This window comes from Streptomyces sp. NPDC043176 (assembly GCF_056436715.1).
In genome coordinates, this window is the sequence record NZ_JBWKCA010000020.1 from 138604 (window position 1) to 152558 (window position 13955).

The 13955-nt window shown below is 71.4% G+C and carries 13 protein-coding genes, 2 pseudogenes and 1 riboswitch; of the genes and pseudogenes, 11 read left to right on the plus strand and 4 right to left on the minus strand.

Annotated features, from left to right (window positions below):
- The first annotated feature begins 210 nt into the window (after positions 1–210).
- A riboswitch (FMN riboswitch) is annotated at positions 211–340 on the plus strand.
- Between the two features lie 175 nt (positions 341–515).
- From ribD to AC067A_RS28455, 10 genes are all read left to right on the plus strand, one after another.
- The gene (gene ribD / locus AC067A_RS28410; protein WP_479245323.1) at positions 516–1592 is read left to right on the plus strand and encodes a bifunctional diaminohydroxyphosphoribosylaminopyrimidine deaminase/5-amino-6-(5-phosphoribosylamino)uracil reductase RibD; all 1077 of its coding nucleotides are present in this window, start codon (positions 516–518) and stop codon (positions 1590–1592) included.
- Positions 1593–1594: 2 nt separating this feature from the next.
- Positions 1595–2203, plus strand: coding sequence for a riboflavin synthase (locus AC067A_RS28415; protein ID WP_479245324.1), 609 nt, complete (start codon positions 1595–1597; stop codon positions 2201–2203).
- Complete coding sequence (locus AC067A_RS28420) at positions 2200–2838, plus strand: nicotinamide mononucleotide transporter family protein (RefSeq protein WP_479245325.1); 639 nt, start codon at positions 2200–2202, stop codon at positions 2836–2838. Before AC067A_RS28415 ends, AC067A_RS28420 begins: the two co-directional genes overlap by 4 nt.
- Positions 2835–4112, plus strand: coding sequence for a bifunctional 3,4-dihydroxy-2-butanone-4-phosphate synthase/GTP cyclohydrolase II (locus tag AC067A_RS28425; RefSeq protein WP_479245326.1), 1278 nt, complete (start codon positions 2835–2837; stop codon positions 4110–4112). Before AC067A_RS28420 ends, AC067A_RS28425 begins: the two co-directional genes overlap by 4 nt.
- Positions 4113–4143: 31 nt before the next feature.
- The gene (gene ribH, locus AC067A_RS28430; protein WP_017242193.1) at positions 4144–4629 is read left to right on the plus strand and encodes a 6,7-dimethyl-8-ribityllumazine synthase; all 486 of its coding nucleotides are present in this window, start codon (positions 4144–4146) and stop codon (positions 4627–4629) included.
- Between the two features lie 35 nt (positions 4630–4664).
- Positions 4665–4937 carry a phosphoribosyl-ATP diphosphatase gene (locus tag AC067A_RS28435; protein WP_479245327.1) on the plus strand — a complete coding sequence of 91 codons (273 nt, stop codon included), beginning with the start codon at positions 4665–4667 and terminating at the stop codon, positions 4935–4937.
- Between the two features lie 51 nt (positions 4938–4988).
- Positions 4989–5837 (plus strand): ATP phosphoribosyltransferase, encoded by an 849-nt coding sequence (hisG, locus tag AC067A_RS28440; protein WP_017242191.1) that lies wholly within the window; start codon positions 4989–4991, stop codon positions 5835–5837.
- A gap of 40 nt (positions 5838–5877) precedes the next feature.
- Complete coding sequence (locus AC067A_RS28445) at positions 5878–6330, plus strand: PH domain-containing protein (RefSeq protein WP_479245328.1); 453 nt, start codon at positions 5878–5880, stop codon at positions 6328–6330.
- Positions 6331–6604: 274 nt separating this feature from the next.
- A complete protein-coding gene (locus tag AC067A_RS28450) occupies positions 6605–7981 on the plus strand; it encodes a hemolysin family protein (RefSeq protein ID WP_479245329.1) in 1377 nt (458 codons plus the stop codon).
- A complete protein-coding gene (locus AC067A_RS28455) occupies positions 7978–9057 on the plus strand; it encodes a hemolysin family protein (protein WP_479245330.1) in 1080 nt (359 codons plus the stop codon). The genes AC067A_RS28450 and AC067A_RS28455 overlap by 4 nt, the downstream gene beginning before the upstream one ends.
- A gap of 56 nt (positions 9058–9113) precedes the next feature.
- Here the strand turns inward: AC067A_RS28455 and AC067A_RS28460 are convergent, their stop codons facing one another.
- The 3 genes from AC067A_RS28460 to AC067A_RS28470 all read right to left on the minus strand — a co-directional run bounded on the left by AC067A_RS28460 (position 9114) and on the right by AC067A_RS28470 (position 13135).
- The gene (locus AC067A_RS28460) at positions 9114–10205 is read right to left on the minus strand and encodes an IS630 family transposase (protein ID WP_479245331.1); all 1092 of its coding nucleotides are present in this window, start codon (positions 10203–10205) and stop codon (positions 9114–9116) included.
- 43 nt (positions 10206–10248) lie between these two features.
- Positions 10249–12174 carry an AAA family ATPase gene (locus AC067A_RS28465; protein WP_479245338.1) on the minus strand — a complete coding sequence of 642 codons (1926 nt, stop codon included), beginning with the start codon at positions 12172–12174 and terminating at the stop codon, positions 10249–10251.
- Between the two features lie 331 nt (positions 12175–12505).
- A complete protein-coding gene (locus tag AC067A_RS28470; RefSeq protein WP_479245332.1) occupies positions 12506–13135 on the minus strand; it encodes a uridine kinase family protein in 630 nt (209 codons plus the stop codon).
- Between the two features lie 101 nt (positions 13136–13236).
- Here AC067A_RS28470 and AC067A_RS28475 point away from each other — a divergent pair.
- Positions 13237–13740, plus strand: a pseudogene (locus AC067A_RS28475) (IS701 family transposase); the annotation flags it as partial.
- A 20-nt stretch (positions 13741–13760) separates the two neighbouring features.
- On the opposite strand, the pseudogene AC067A_RS28480 reads toward AC067A_RS28475, so the two are convergent.
- A pseudogene (locus tag AC067A_RS28480) lies at positions 13761–13955 on the minus strand (IS982 family transposase); the annotation flags it as partial.

A 13955-nucleotide genomic window follows, 5' to 3' on the forward strand; every position in this document is an offset into this window, starting at 1 on the left:
ACGAACAAGGGGGTGGGTCGTGTTGGGCCCGTGGAGTGCGCACGCCGGCGGACCGTTACCTCTGAGGTGACACGGAGATTAAGAGGACTAGACCAGTGCGTCAATAGGTCTGGACCATAGAGGACTTCCGTGGGAGTCTGTGAGCCAGCCCACAGGGTCTCGAACGCATCGCCTCGCGGCGGCCGTGGCACACTGGCCCTGTATCAGCAGCAGCGCACTCCGGGGTCGGTGTAATTCCGAACCGGCGGTATAGTCCGCGACCCGTCCGCAGCCAGCGGCCGGTTGACCAGGTGAGATTCCTGGACCGACGGTGAAAGTCCGGATGGGAGGCAGTGCGCGGCGGGTGACCCCTCCCAGGGGTGTGCCGGCCGTACGTCCGCTGGTCGCCGTACCGCATCGGATCGGCGTACCCGCGACGACACGGCCTCCGGCGCACCCTGCGCGAGGCGTCCCACCCGCTCTCTGTCGTCATCGACAGGCCCCGGAGTCCGTGCCCGAAGAGGCAGGAGGACCCGGTGGCCCAGCAGGCCGACATCACCGCCATGCGACGCGCCGTCGAGCTCGCCGCACGCGGTCTCGGCGCGACCAGCCCCAACCCCGTCGTCGGCTGCGTCATCACCGACGCCTCCGGCCACCAGGTCGGCGAAGGCTGGCACCGGCGCGCCGGCGGCCCGCACGCCGAGGTCCACGCCCTGCGCGAGGCCGGCGTCCTGGCCCGCGGCGGCACCGCGTACGTCACCCTCGAACCCTGCAACCACACCGGCCGCACCGGCCCCTGCGCCCAGGCACTCGTCGAGGCCGGCGTCAGCCGGGTCGTCTACGCGGTCGGAGACCCGAACCCGCAGGCCACCGGCGGCGCCGACACCCTGCGCGCGGCCGGCGTCACGGTCGAGCAGGGCCTGCTGGAGGACGAGGCCGAGGCCGTCAACACCGCCTGGCTCACCTCCGTGCGCCGCGGCCGCCCCTTCGTCCGCTGGAAGTACGCCGCCACCCTCGACGGCCGCATCGCCGCCGCCGACGGCACCTCCCGCTGGATCACCTCCGCGGAGGCCCGCGCCGACGTCCACCGGCTGCGCGCAGAGGCCGACGCCGTCGTGGTCGGCTCCGGCACCGCCCGCGCCGACGACCCCCATCTGGCGGTACGCGGCCTCGACGAGGCCGTGCAGCCGCTGCGGGTCGTCGTCGACACCGAGGCGACCGCCGTGAAGCCCGGAGCCCGGATCCTCGACGACGCCGCACCCACCCTGATCGCGGTCGCCGAGGACGCCGAGACCACGCTCACCGAGGTCGTACGCCTCCCCAGGGCGGCGCGCGGCGGCCTCTCCGTCCCCGCACTCCTGGACGCCCTGCACGCGCGCGGTGTCCGCTCCGTCCTCCTCGAAGGCGGGCCCACCCTCGCGGGCGCCTTCGTCGAGGCGGGCGCCGTCGACCAGGTCGTCGGCTACCTCGCCCCCGTCCTCCTCGGCGCCGGACCCCAGGCACTCGCCGACGCAGGAATCGGCACCATCACCGAAGCGTTGCGGCTCGACATCACCGAGACCGTCCGCATCGGCCCCGACCTCCGCATCACCGCCACCTTCAAGGGAGCCTGACCGTGTTCACCGGAATCGTCGAAGAACTGGGCGAGGTCGTCGCCGTCGAGCAGCTGGAGGACGCCTCCCGCTTCCGTCTGCGCGGCCCCCTGGTCACGGAAGGCGCCCAGCACGGCGACTCCATCGCCGTCAACGGTGTCTGTCTCACGGTCGTCGAGTTCGGCGACGGCGAGTTCACCGCCGACGTCATGGCCGAGACCCTCAAGCGGTCCAGCCTCGGCGCCCTCGACGTCGGCTCCCGGGTGAACCTGGAGCGCCCCATGGCCGTCGGCGGCCGCCTCGGCGGCCACATCGTCCAGGGCCACGTCGACGGCACCGGCACCATCCTCGACCGGACCCCCTCCGAGCACTGGGAACTCGTCAAGGTCGGCCTGCCCGCCCACCTCTCCCGCTACGTCGTCGAGAAGGGCTCGATCACGGTCGACGGCGTCAGCCTCACCGTCGTCGAGGTCGCCGACGACTGGTTCACCATCAGCCTCATCCCCACCACGCTCGACCTGACCACGCTCGGCATCAAGCGCTCCGGCGACCCGGTCAACCTCGAGGTGGACGTCATCGCCAAGTACGTCGAGCGACTGCTCGGCGCCGACGCCAAGGAGAACGAGAAGTGAACTGGCTCAACTCCGAGGCGTTCACCGTCCTCGACCAGCACATCCTCTGGTCCGACATGATCGGCAACACGATCGGTCTGATCGCCCTCGCGCTCGGCTGGCGCCGGTCCATATGGACCTGGCCCGCCCAGTTCCTCTCGGGCGTCATCCTCTTCGCCGCCTTCGCCGCCGGACACCTCGCCGGCAGCGCCGGCAAGCAGGTCGTCGTCATGCTCGTCGCCGCCTGGGGCTACGCCCAGTGGAACCGCGGCCGCCAGGGCGCCCAGGACGGCTCCATCGCCGTCCGCTTCGCCACCTGGCGCGAGCGCCTCCTGATGGTCGGCGCCGCCGCACTCGGCACCGTCGCCGTGGCGCTGCTCTTCACCGCCTTCCCGACGCTGTCCTGGGACCCGTGGCCCGACGCGTACATCTTCGTCGGCACCGTCGTCGCCATGTACGCGCAGTCGCGCGGCATGGTCGAGTTCTGGTTCGCCTGGCTGCTCGTCGACCTCGTCGGCGTCCCGCTGAACTTCGCCAACGGCTACGCCTTCTCCGGCTTCGTCTACGTCGTCTACGGCGCGCTCGTCCTGTGGGGCATGCGCGACTGGTGGCTGCGCTCCCGCGGCACCACCGTCCTGGAAGGAGCACACGCATGAACGCGCATCCCCTCTGGGACGCCACCGACCTCGCCCTCGACCCGGTCGAGCAGGCCATCCGGGACATCGCCGCCGGCCGCCCCGTCGTCGTCGTCGACGACGAGGACCGCGAGAACGAGGGCGACCTCGTCATCGCGGCCGAGAAGGCGACCCCCGAGATCATCGCCTTCATGATGAGCGAGTGCCGCGGCCTGATCTGCGCCCCCATGGAGGAGGACGAGCTGGAGCGCCTCCAGCTCCCGCAGATGGTCGAGCACAACACCGAGTCGATGCGGACGGCCTTCACCGTCTCCGTCGACGCGGGGCCGGCGCACGGCGTCACCACCGGCATCTCCGCCGCCGACCGCGCCACCACCCTGCGGATGCTGGCGAGCGGCGGCCACGAGCCGTCCGACTTCGTGCGCCCCGGCCACATCTTCCCGCTCCGCGCCAAGCCCGGCGGCGTCCTCGTCCGCAACGGCCACACCGAGGCCGCCGTCGACCTCGCCCGCCTCGCGGGCCTCCGCCCGGCCGGCGCGATCGTCGAGATCGCCGGCGAGGACGGCGTCATGCTGCGCCTCCCGGAACTCGTCCCCTTCGCCCGCAAGCACGGCCTCACGATCATCTCCATCGAGGACCTGATCGCCTACCGCCGCTCCGCCGAGCCGACCGTCCGCCGCGAGGCCGAGGTCCGGCTCCCCACCGCGCACGGCGACTTCACCGCGTACGGCTACCGCTCCACCGTCGACGGCGTCGAGCACGTCGCCCTCGTCCACGGCGAGATCGGCGACGGCGACGACGTCCTCGTCCGGGTCCACTCCGAGTGCCTGACCGGCGACATCTTCCAGTCCCAGCGCTGCGACTGCGGCCCGCAGCTGCACGCCTCGATGGACCGCATCACCGAGGCCGGCCGAGGAGTCGTCGTCTACCTGCGGGGCCACGAGGGCCGCGGCATCGGACTGCTGTCCAAGCTGCGCGCCTACGAGCTCCAGGAGCGCGGCCGCGACACCCTCGACGCCAACCTGGAACTCGGCCTGCCCGCCGACGCCCGCGACTACGCGGCCGGCGCGCAGATCCTCGCCGACCTCGGCGTCCGCAGCCTGCGCCTGATGACCAACAACCCCGAGAAGATCCAGGCCCTCACCCACCACGGCCTCACGGTCGAGGGCCGCGAGCCCATGCCGGTCACGGCCGGCGAGCACAACCTCGGCTACCTGCGCACCAAGCGGGACCGGATGGGCCACGACCTGCCCTGGCTGGACGGCTCCCCGGCGTCCACCTGCGGCAACCAGTAATCACGTACACGTACGACCGGCTAGGAGAATCATGAGCGGCAAGGGCGCACCCGTCCTCAGCGTGAAGAACTGCGGCGACCTCCGGGTCGCGGTCATCGCGGCCCAGTGGCACGAGAAGATCATGGACGGCCTCGTCGACGGCGCCCTGCGCGCCCTCAGCGAGCTCGGCATCGACGAGCCGACGCTGCTGCGCGTCCCCGGCAGCTTCGAACTCCCCGTCGTGGCGAAGGTGCTCGCCGGGCGCGGCTACGATGCCATCGTGGCGCTCGGCGTCGTGATCCGCGGCGGAACGCCGCACTTCGAGTACGTGTGCCAGGGCGTCACCCACGGCCTCACCCAGGTCTCGATCGACACCGGCGTACCCGTCGGATTCGGCGTCCTCACCGTCGACACCGAGGAGCAGGCCCTGGACCGGGCCGGCCTCGAAGGATCCAACGAGGACAAGGGCCACGAGGCCGTGACCGCCGCCGTCGCCACCGCGACCACGTTGCGGACAGTGAGCGAACCCTGGCGCTAGGAACGCGACCCTTACCCCGTACTCTTAGGACCATCATGGCGAACAAAACCTTCGAAGAGCTCTTCGCCGAGCTCAGGCTCAAGGCCGAGACCGGCGACCCCGCCACCTCCCGCACCGCGGAACTGGTGGACAAGGGCGTCCATGCCATCGGCAAGAAGGTCGTCGAGGAGGCCGCCGAGGTCTGGATGGCCGCCGAGTACGAGGGCAAGGAAGCCGCCGCCGAGGAGATCTCGCAGCTGCTGTACCACGTCCAGGTGATGATGGTCGCCCGCGGGATCTCACTCGACGACGTCTACGCCCACCTCTGAGCACACCCGTCCCACAGTCCCCGAAACTCCCAGGCAAAGGAAGCTCACCCCATGCTGCGCATCGCCGTCCCCAACAAGGGTTCCCTCTCCGGACCTGCGTCGGCAATGCTCCATGAGGCCGGCTACCGCCAGCGCAAAGAGTCCAAGGAACTCGTGGTCATCGACCCCGACAACGAGGTCGAGTTCTTCTACCTGCGGCCGAAGGACATCGCGATCTACGTCGCGTCCGGCAAGCTGGACATCGGCATCACCGGCCGCGACCTGCTCCTGGACTCCGGCGCCAGTGCCGAGGAGATCCTCCCGCTGAACTTCGGCCGCTCCACCTTCCGCTACGCCACCCGCCCGGGCACCGCGAACGGCCCCGAGGACTTCGGCGGCATGACGATCGCCACCTCCTACGAGGGCATCGTCGCCAAGCACCTCGCCGACCAGGGCATCGACGCCTCCGTCGTCCACCTCGACGGCGCCGTCGAGACCGCGATCCAGCTGGGCGTCGCCCAGGTCATCGCGGACGTCGTGGAGACCGGCACCAGCCTGCGCAACGCCGGCCTCGAGGTCATCGGCGAGCCGATCCTGACCTCCGAGGCCGTCGTCGTCCGCCGCCACGGCGCCTCGGACGACCACCCGCAGGTCCAGCAGTTCCTCCGCCGCCTCCAGGGCGTCCTCGTCGCCCGCTCGTACGTGATGATGGACTACGACTGCCGCGCCGAGCACCTGGAGCAGGCCGTCGCCCTCACCCCGGGCCTGGAGTCGCCGACCGTCTCCCCGCTGCACAACGAGGGCTGGGTCGCGGTCCGCGCGATGGTCCCCGCCAAGGAGGCGCAGCGGATCATGGACGACCTGTACGAGATCGGCGCCCGCGCCATCCTCACCACCGCCATCCACGCCTGCCGCCTCTGACGGCCGGACCGAACGTCCCACCAGGCCCCGAGGAACCCCGATGTCCCAGTCGATGACGCCCGCCCTCCCGGTCACCTTCCGTCCCGGGCGCACCCGGGCCGTCCTGCTGACCATGAGCGTGGCGATGTTCGCGGTCGTCACCGGCGTCGCGCTGATGCTGGAGCGGCTGGGACCGGGGGAGCGCGTCAGCTTCGTCTTCACCGCCACGCTGCTCTCCGGCGTCCTCGTCCTGCTGAGCCGGCCCAAGGTCGTCGCCGACGACGAGGGCGTCACGGTCGTCAACATCACCAGGACCCGACGGCTGGCCTGGGCGGAGATCCTCAAGGTCAACCTCCGCCCCGGCGACCCCTGGGTCTTCCTCGACCTCAGCGACGGCACCAGCCTGCCCGCGCTCGGCATCCAGCCCGGCATCGCCAAGGAAGCGGCCATCCGGGACGCGCGCGCCCTCCGTGCCCTGGCCGAGAGCCACGGGACGGCCGTGGAAGCGGCCTGAACCCCACCGGGCCCCGCGCGCACCAGGGTTCCGGGCGGGCGGATCACCAGGGGAGAACCCCGATCCGTCCCCCATCCGGGGCCGACCCCCTGCCCCTCGGGGCATCCACGTGACTACTCTGGAGACGGTGGTGCCGAGCGGCACCACCGTCTCGCGTGTGCAGGGCCGCTGCCGCGGCCCGCGAGACCACCCTTCGACCCGAGGAGTGACTCCCTCCAGCAATGGACGGATCGTCCGGTAGTACCCGCGCCGCCCCCTCCCAGGAGGCGGCGGCATGATCATCTCCCTTCTGCTGCTCTGCGCGGCCTTCGTCCTGATCCTCGCCAACGGTTTCTTCGTGGCCGCCGAGTTCGGCCTCGTGACCGTCGAGCGGGCCGAGGCCGAACGGGCCGCGGCCGCCGGTGACCGGCGCGCCCGCACCGTCGTCACCGCGCTGCGCGAGCTCTCGTTCCAGCTGTCCGGCACCCAGCTCGGCATCACCATCACCTCGCTCGTCGTCGGCATGCTCGCCGAGCCCGCGCTCGCCGGACTGCTGCACGGGCCGCTCACCGCCACCGGACTGCCCCCCGGGGCGGTCTCCGGCATCGCGGTCGTGATCGGGATGCTGCTCGCCTCCGCCGTCCAGATGGTCGTCGGCGAACTCGTACCGAAGAACTGGGCGGTCTCCCGGCCGCTCCAGGTCGCCCGCTTCGTGGCCACCCCGCAGCGCCGCTTCTCCGCCCTCTTCCGGCCGGTGATCGCCCTGCTCAACCGCGTCGCCAACCACCTGGTCCGGCTCCTGGGCGTCGAGCCCACCGACGAGCTCGACTCCGTCCGGACCCCCGGCGAGCTCGTCTCGCTCGCCCGGCACTCCGCGCTGGCCGGCACGCTCGAACAGGACACCGCCGACCTCTTCGTACGGACCCTGTCCCTCGGCGGCCTCACCGCCGAGCAGGTCATGACCCCGCGCGTGAAGGTGAGCGCCCTCCAGTGGGACGCCACCGCGGCCGACGTCCTCAACCTCACCCGGGCCACCGGCCTCTCGCGCTTCCCGGTCTACCGCGACCGGATCGACGAGGTCGTCGGCATGGTCCACCTCAAGGACGCGCTGGCCGTCACCCCGTCGGCCCGCCTGCGCACCCCCGTCGGCCGGATCGCGGTCCCGCCGCTCCTCGTCCCCGGGACACTTCCCGTGCAGACCCTCCTGGAGCGACTGCGCCGCGAACAGCCGATCGCCGTGGTCGTCGACGAGTACGGCGGCACCGCGGGCGTCGTCACCCTGGAGGACATCGTCGAGGAACTCGTCGGCGAGGTCCGCGACGAGCACGACTCCCTCGCGGACGGACGCCCCGAACTGGCCGCCGCCCCCTCCGAGGACGGCCGCGCCGCCTGGGAGGCCGACGGTTCCTGCCGGGTCCACACCCTGCGCCGGATAGGCCTCGACGTACCCGACGGACCGTACGAGACGGTCGCCGGGCTCGTCGCCGACCTCCTCGGGCGGATCCCCGCCCCGGGCGACCGGGCCGAACTGCCCGGCTGGCGGCTCTCGGTGCGCCAGGTCGACCGCTACCGGGCCGAGCGCGTCCGGATCGTCCGGGCGGAACCCGGCCCGGGCCCGGACCCCGACGGGTCCGCCGCCACCGCCCCGCTGGTCACGGAAGGCGCCCGATGAGCACCCTGCAACTCCTCTTCGCCGTCCTCCTGGTCCTCGCGAACGGCTTCTTCGTCGGCGCCGAGTTCGCCCTCGTCTCCGTCCGGCGCAGCCAGATCGAGCCGCTCGGCGGAGCCCGCGCCAAGCAGGTCCTGCACGGTCTGGAGAACCTGCCGCAGATGATGGCGGCCGCGCAGTTCGGCATCACGGTCTGCTCGCTGACCCTCGGCGCCGTCGCCGAGCCGACCGTCGCCCACCTCCTCGAACCCGTCTTCCACTCGGTCGGGGTGCCGCAGCCGCTCATCCACCCGCTCGGTTACGTCATCGCGCTCGCCGCGGTCGTCTTCCTCCACCTCGTCATCGGCGAGATGGTGCCGAAGAACCTGGCGATGGCCGCGCCCGAGCGGACCGCGCTCTGGCTCGCCCCCGGCCTGGTCGGCTTCGCCCGGCTCTGCCGGCCGGTGACGACCGCGCTCGGTGCCTGTGCCCGGCTGGTCCTGCGGGCGTTCAAGGTCGAGCCGAAGGACGAGGTGGAGGCGGTCTTCACCAGTGCCCAGCTCGGCCGCCTCGTCGAGGACGCGGGACAGGCCGGACTGCTCGACCCGGTCGAGCAGGAGCGCCTCGAGGACGCCCTGGAGCTGGGCAGCCGCCCCGTGACGGACGTCCTCATCGCCCCGGCGTCCCTCGTCACGGTCCCGCCGTCCGTCACCCCGCGCGAGATCGAGGAGCTCACCGTACGGACCGGCTACTCCCGCTTCCCGGTCCGCGCCGAGGCCCACCACACCTACATGGGCTTCGTCCACGTCAAGGACGTCCTGGACCTCGAGGAACGGGAGCGGGCGGTGCCGCAGCGGCTCTGGCGGCCGATGGCGACCCTCCGCGCCGAGCTGCCGCTCGACGACGCCCTCACCGTGATGCGCCGCGCCGCCACCCACCTGGCGCAGGTCGCGGACGGCTCCGGCCGGGTCCTCGGCCTCGTCGCCCTGGAGGACGTCCTGGAGATGCTGGTCGGCGAGGTCCGCGACCCCGCCCACCGCGTACAGCCGTCCCCGGCGACCGTCGGGTGCCAGGCCGTGTCCGGCGGGGTCGGGGCTTAGGCGATCCCTCGGGCCTGTCCGGAAAATGGCCCCAGGCGGGACTTTCCGGGCAGGCCCTAGTCTTCCGAGTCAGGAATTCTGTTCAGATATGAGGCGAGGCGTTCGAGGATCTCGTCCGCGGTCTTGGTCCAGATGTAGGGCTTGGGGTCGGTGTTCCAGGCGGCGATCCAGGTCCGGATGTCCTGTTCCAGGGTCTGGACGGTCTTGTGGACGCCTCGCCGTATCTGCTTGTTCGTCAGTTCGGCGAACCATCGCTCGACCAGGTTGAGCCAGGACGATCCGGTCGGTGTGAAGTGCAGGTGGAACCGGGGATGCGCCAGGAGCCAGGTCTTGATGGCCGGGGTCTGGTGGGTGGCGTAGTTGTCCAGCACCAGGTGGACATCGAGGCAGGCCGGGACTTCCCTGTCGAGCTTGAGAAGGAACTTCCTGAACTCCTCGGCCCGGTGGCGCCGATGGAGTGAGCCGATCACCTTGCCGGTGGCGACCTCGAGGGCAGCGAAGAGGGTGGCGGTGCCGACCCTGCTGTAGTCGTGCGTGACGCGTTGCGGGACGCCGGGCATCATCGGCAGCACCGGCTGTGAGCGGTCCAGGGCCTGGATCTGCGATTTCTCGTCGACGCAGAACACCAGGGCTCGCTCGGGCGGGTCCAGATAGAGGCCGACGACGTCGTGGACCTTGTCGACGAAGTACGGATCCGTCGACAGCAGAGACGTCTCCGATCGGTGCGGCTGCAGCCCGAAAGCCCGCCAGACCCGGGACACCGTCGACTGCGACAGGCCCAGCTCCTTCGCCATCGACCGTGTCGACCAGTGGGTCGCGTTCTTCGGTGTGGACTGGAGTGTCCTGGTGACCAACGCGGCCACCTGCTCGTCCGTCACCGATCTGGGACCGCCTGGGCGGGGCATGTCGCCCAGGCCGGCGATCCGGTGCTCGACGAACCTCGCCCGCCATCGGCCCACCGCATGCGGTGTCGAGCCGAGCCGGGCCGCGACGTCCTTGTTGGACGCGCCTTCGGCGCAGGCCAGGATGATCCGGCATCTCAGGGCCCACGCCTGCGGCGTGGACCGGCGCCGCACCCATCCCTCGAGCGCGGCCCGTTCCTCGTCCGACAGGATCAACTCGGCCTTCGGCCGCCCGGTACGTGCCATAGGCCAAGCCCACACATCTGAACAGAATTCCTGACTCAGAAGACTAGTAGCCCTGGTAGCCGGGTGGCTCCTGCTGGGGGCCGCGGTCGGCCGGGCCGCGGCCCGACAGGACCTCGCCGTAGGCCTGCATGAGGTCGGGCAGCCGGAGGGTGGCGAGGTCCTCGCGGGTGAGGGTGCCCTGGTAGCCGGAGAGCCGCAGGTCGCGGTAGGCGCAGGACTTCTCGTACAGGGTGCGCAGGAAGCGGCCGTTGCCGAGTTCGTCGATCCAGCCCTGTTCGACGACGTGCCCGCTGATCGAGCGCAGTTCGTCCAGGGCCTCGTCGTCCCAGCCGTCGCCGTCGGCCGCGGCGAGCACCTCACCGATGGCGGTGAGCTCCAGGGGCCGGTACGAGGGGAAGTCGACCCGGGTGGTGAAGCGGGAGGAGAGGCCGGGGTTGGTGTTGAGCAGCCGGTCCATGCCCTCGGGGTAGCCGGCCAGGATCACCACCAGGTGGTCGCGGTTGTCCTCGGCGCGCTTCAGGAGCACCTGGAGGGCCTCGTCGCCGTAGGCGTCGCCCTTGCTGTAGCCGGTGTTCGAGAGCGCGTAGGCCTCGTCCACGAAGAGCACCCCGCCGACGGCCGAGTCGATCAGCTCATTGGCCTTCACGGCCGTCTGCCCCAGGAACTCGCCGACGAGATCGGCCCGTTGGGCCTCCACGAGGTGGTCGCCGCCGAGGAGTCCGAGGGCGTAGAACACCCGGCCGAGGATCCGGGCGACGGTGGTCTTGCCGGTGCCGGAGGGGCCGGAGAACACGAAGTGCCGCTTGGGCGGCTGGACCGGAAGCCCCTGCCCGGCACGGAGGCGGGCCATCTCCAACTGCGCCGAGAGCGCCTTGACCTGACGCTTCACCGGTTCGAGGCCGACCATGCCCTCCAGTTCGGCGAGCGCCTCCGCGAGCAGCACCGGATCGGTGGGCCCGGCCGGGAAGCGAGGCGCCGCCTGGTGGGGGACCGGTGCCTTCTGCCGTACGGTCTCCGGGGGCGTGACCGGGGCGGCCGGAGGGGCCGGCTCCGGCGCCAGCCGCAGCCCGTCGCCGAGGCCGCCGCCGTCGGGTTCGGCACCCGGCACCGGGTCCGTCGCCTCCTGGCCGAGGCCGCCGCCGAAGGCGCCCAGGGCGACCGCCGCGAGCCCGGCGGGGTCGTCCACGCCGTCGTAGCCCTCCAGCCCGTCGTACTCGGCGATCGCCGCGAGCCGCGCCGCCGTGTCCATGAACGCCGGGTCGATCCGGTGCACGGCCCGGTAGAGCGGCAGGGCGGCGGCGCTGCGCCCGGTGCCCTCGTGGGCCCTGGCGAGCCAGTAGCGCAGCTCCTTGCGCTGCGGCTGCTCGCTGCGGCAGCGCATCAGCGAGGCGGAGAGGAGCGGTTCGGCCTGGCTGTACATCTCCAGGCGCACCCGGGCCATCCCGCCGAAGAGCCCGGCCTCGATGCCGAGCAGCGGGTCGTCGACGAGCGTCTCGGTGTGCCGGACCAACTGGTCCCAGTCCTTGACGAGATACGCCCGGCAGGCGTGCAGGAAGCGCACCTGGGGGTCGGTGTCGACCGGCGGGAGCCCGGCGAGGGCCCGGTCGAGCTCCGGCACGTGCCGCCCGTCGAGCCAGTGGGAGGCATGCGCGAGCAGCAGGTCGCGCGGGCTCTCCAGGACGGGCTGCACCCACCAGCCCAGCCAGTACCAGGAGTTCAGGGTGCGCCGGTACCGCGACCGCTGCTCGCCGAAGCGCTCGCGGTTCCGGTACATGCGCAGCAGCGCCGTCGTGGTGTCCACCCGGAGGGCGTGCAGCCCGAGCCAGGCGTCCGCCATCCCGGGATCGATCCGTACCGCGGTCCGGAACTCGTCCTCCGCCTGCGGATAGGCGCCCATCGTGTAGGCGTCGACTCCGCGCAGCCAGGCGAGCTCGGCCGGGGCCTGCGAGCCCTGCGTGCCGATGTCCATCGGGTCCCCCACAACCGTCATCGCATGGACGGGATTTGACCGCACCTGGGGGCATCGTACCTGCGCAGGGGGTGTGCGCTTAAGGAGAAGCGCATGATCCGGAAGTGGTGACCCTGGGTGAGCATCAGGGGTCTCGAAGGGCCCTCGGAGGGGGCTCGAAAGGCCCTCGGGAGGACTGTCGAGGGCAGAACGAAGCCCCCGATCACGGGGGAACAACCGGGGGCTTCGTGTCCGCGGCGGCTCCGAAAAGCCGCACATTCAGAACGTAAGACCAGTACGCCCCTTGGGTCAAGCGGAGTTGAGGCACTTGCGGAAGCGGACTTCCGGCCGCTCAGTTCGTGAGCAGAAGGCCGTCACGGTGCGTGATGATATGGTCCGCGCCCGCTGTCACACCGGGCCCGGGAACCCACTCGTACCCCTCGGGACACTCCCGTACCAAGGTGTCGGCGGAGGCCCTGGAGGGGTCCTTCGCGAAGTGGCGAGTCTCCGCCACGGTCCACCCGTCCCAGAACGCGGCCTGCTCGGCGCCGTCCCGGCGGCGTCCCCGGGCCCACGACTCCTCCGCCCCGCGCTCCATCCACAGCAGCCACGCCAGGAACGGCCGCACCGCCCGCCTGCCCGCCCCCACGCCCTCCACCAGGACCACCGGAGCCGCCGGCAGCTCCCGCGCCTCCCCGAACCGCCGAAGCCGCCAGTCGTACGGGCGGTACGCCGCCGTCTCCCCCCGGGACAGCGGCTCCAGGACCTGCTCCCGCAGCCGGCCGCCCCACTCGAAGAGCTCCTCGTGCGTGGCCAGGTCGTCGAGGTGCAGCACGGGCGCGTCCCCGAGCACGGTGGAGAGCCCGGCCGCGAGCGTCGACTTCCCGGAGCCGGCGTGCCCGTCGACCGCGATCAGTCGGACCGGCCCGCAGGAAGGCGGCAGCCGGAGCAGCGCCTGAGCGGCGCGGTCGAGGTCGTCCATGGGCTCAGCCTAGTAGTGCTTCGTTACGTCGGGTGATCTTGCCTGGTAGCGGGCATCTTCTGGTTATGAGGCTGGGGTAGGTAGAACGGCTCCGGGGTGAGTTGGCTGAGTTCGTTGCCGATGTCTTCGCCTCGCTTCCGCGGCGGGATCAGCGGCGGTGGGGCGGGTGCTATCTGCGGGGGCTGATGCTGGACGGGCGGCGGAAGTCGGTCCAGCCGATGGCCGAGCGGCTGCCGGACGGGAACATGCAGGCCCTGCAGCAGTTCGTGAACCAGTCGCCGTGGGATCCGCTGCCGGTGCGGCAGCGGATCGCCGAGCGATTGATCAAGGCGATCGCGCCTGAGGTGTGGGTGATCGACGATGTGTCGTTCCCCAAGTGCGGCACCGCTTCGGCTGGGGTGGCCCGGCAGTACTGCGGCGCTTTGGGCAAGCGGGCGAACTGCCAGGTCGCGGTCAGCGTGCACGCGGCCACCGACACCGCTTCCTGCCCGCTGGAATGGGAGTTGTTCCTGCCCGAGGAATGAGCGGAAGACGAGGAACGGCGACGGAGGGCCGGGATCCCTGACGAGGTCAAGCACCTCTCCAAGACCTGTCTGGCTCTAGACGATTGAGTCCGAAGTCCGGGTCAGTGGTCGTAGGCGATCAATGACCTGGTCAGCGGTGTCCCGTAGGTCCGGTTGTGCCAGATCGCGGCGGTCAGGGCGAGGATGCGTTGTCCGACGCGGGCCAGGACTCCGGCGGGGGTCCTGGCTCCGTGCCGTTCGAGGTCGAGCTGGCCCTTGAGGGTGTCGTTGACCGACTCGATGAGCTGCCGGATCGG

Bases quoted from the DNA above. Each gene is read 5' to 3' on its own strand.
- AC067A_RS28425 (WP_479245326.1), top strand. From the start codon at position 2,835: ATGAACGCGCATCCCCTCTGGGACGCCACCGACCTCGCCCTCGACCCG.
- ribH (WP_017242193.1), top strand. From the start codon at position 4,144: ATGAGCGGCAAGGGCGCACCCGTCCTCAGCGTGAAGAACTGCGGCGAC.
- AC067A_RS28435 (WP_479245327.1), top strand. From the start codon at position 4,665: ATGGCGAACAAAACCTTCGAAGAGCTCTTCGCCGAGCTCAGGCTCAAG.
- hisG (WP_017242191.1), top strand. From the start codon at position 4,989: ATGCTGCGCATCGCCGTCCCCAACAAGGGTTCCCTCTCCGGACCTGCG.
- AC067A_RS28445 (WP_479245328.1), top strand. From the start codon at position 5,878: ATGTCCCAGTCGATGACGCCCGCCCTCCCGGTCACCTTCCGTCCCGGG.
- AC067A_RS28450 (WP_479245329.1), top strand. From the start codon at position 6,605: ATGATCATCTCCCTTCTGCTGCTCTGCGCGGCCTTCGTCCTGATCCTC.
- AC067A_RS28455 (WP_479245330.1), top strand. From the start codon at position 7,978: ATGAGCACCCTGCAACTCCTCTTCGCCGTCCTCCTGGTCCTCGCGAAC.
- AC067A_RS28460 (WP_479245331.1), bottom strand. From the start codon at position 10,205: ATGGCACGTACCGGGCGGCCGAAGGCCGAGTTGATCCTGTCGGACGAG.
- AC067A_RS28465 (WP_479245338.1), bottom strand. From the start codon at position 12,174: ATGGACATCGGCACGCAGGGCTCGCAGGCCCCGGCCGAGCTCGCCTGG.
- AC067A_RS28470 (WP_479245332.1), bottom strand. From the start codon at position 13,135: ATGGACGACCTCGACCGCGCCGCTCAGGCGCTGCTCCGGCTGCCGCCT.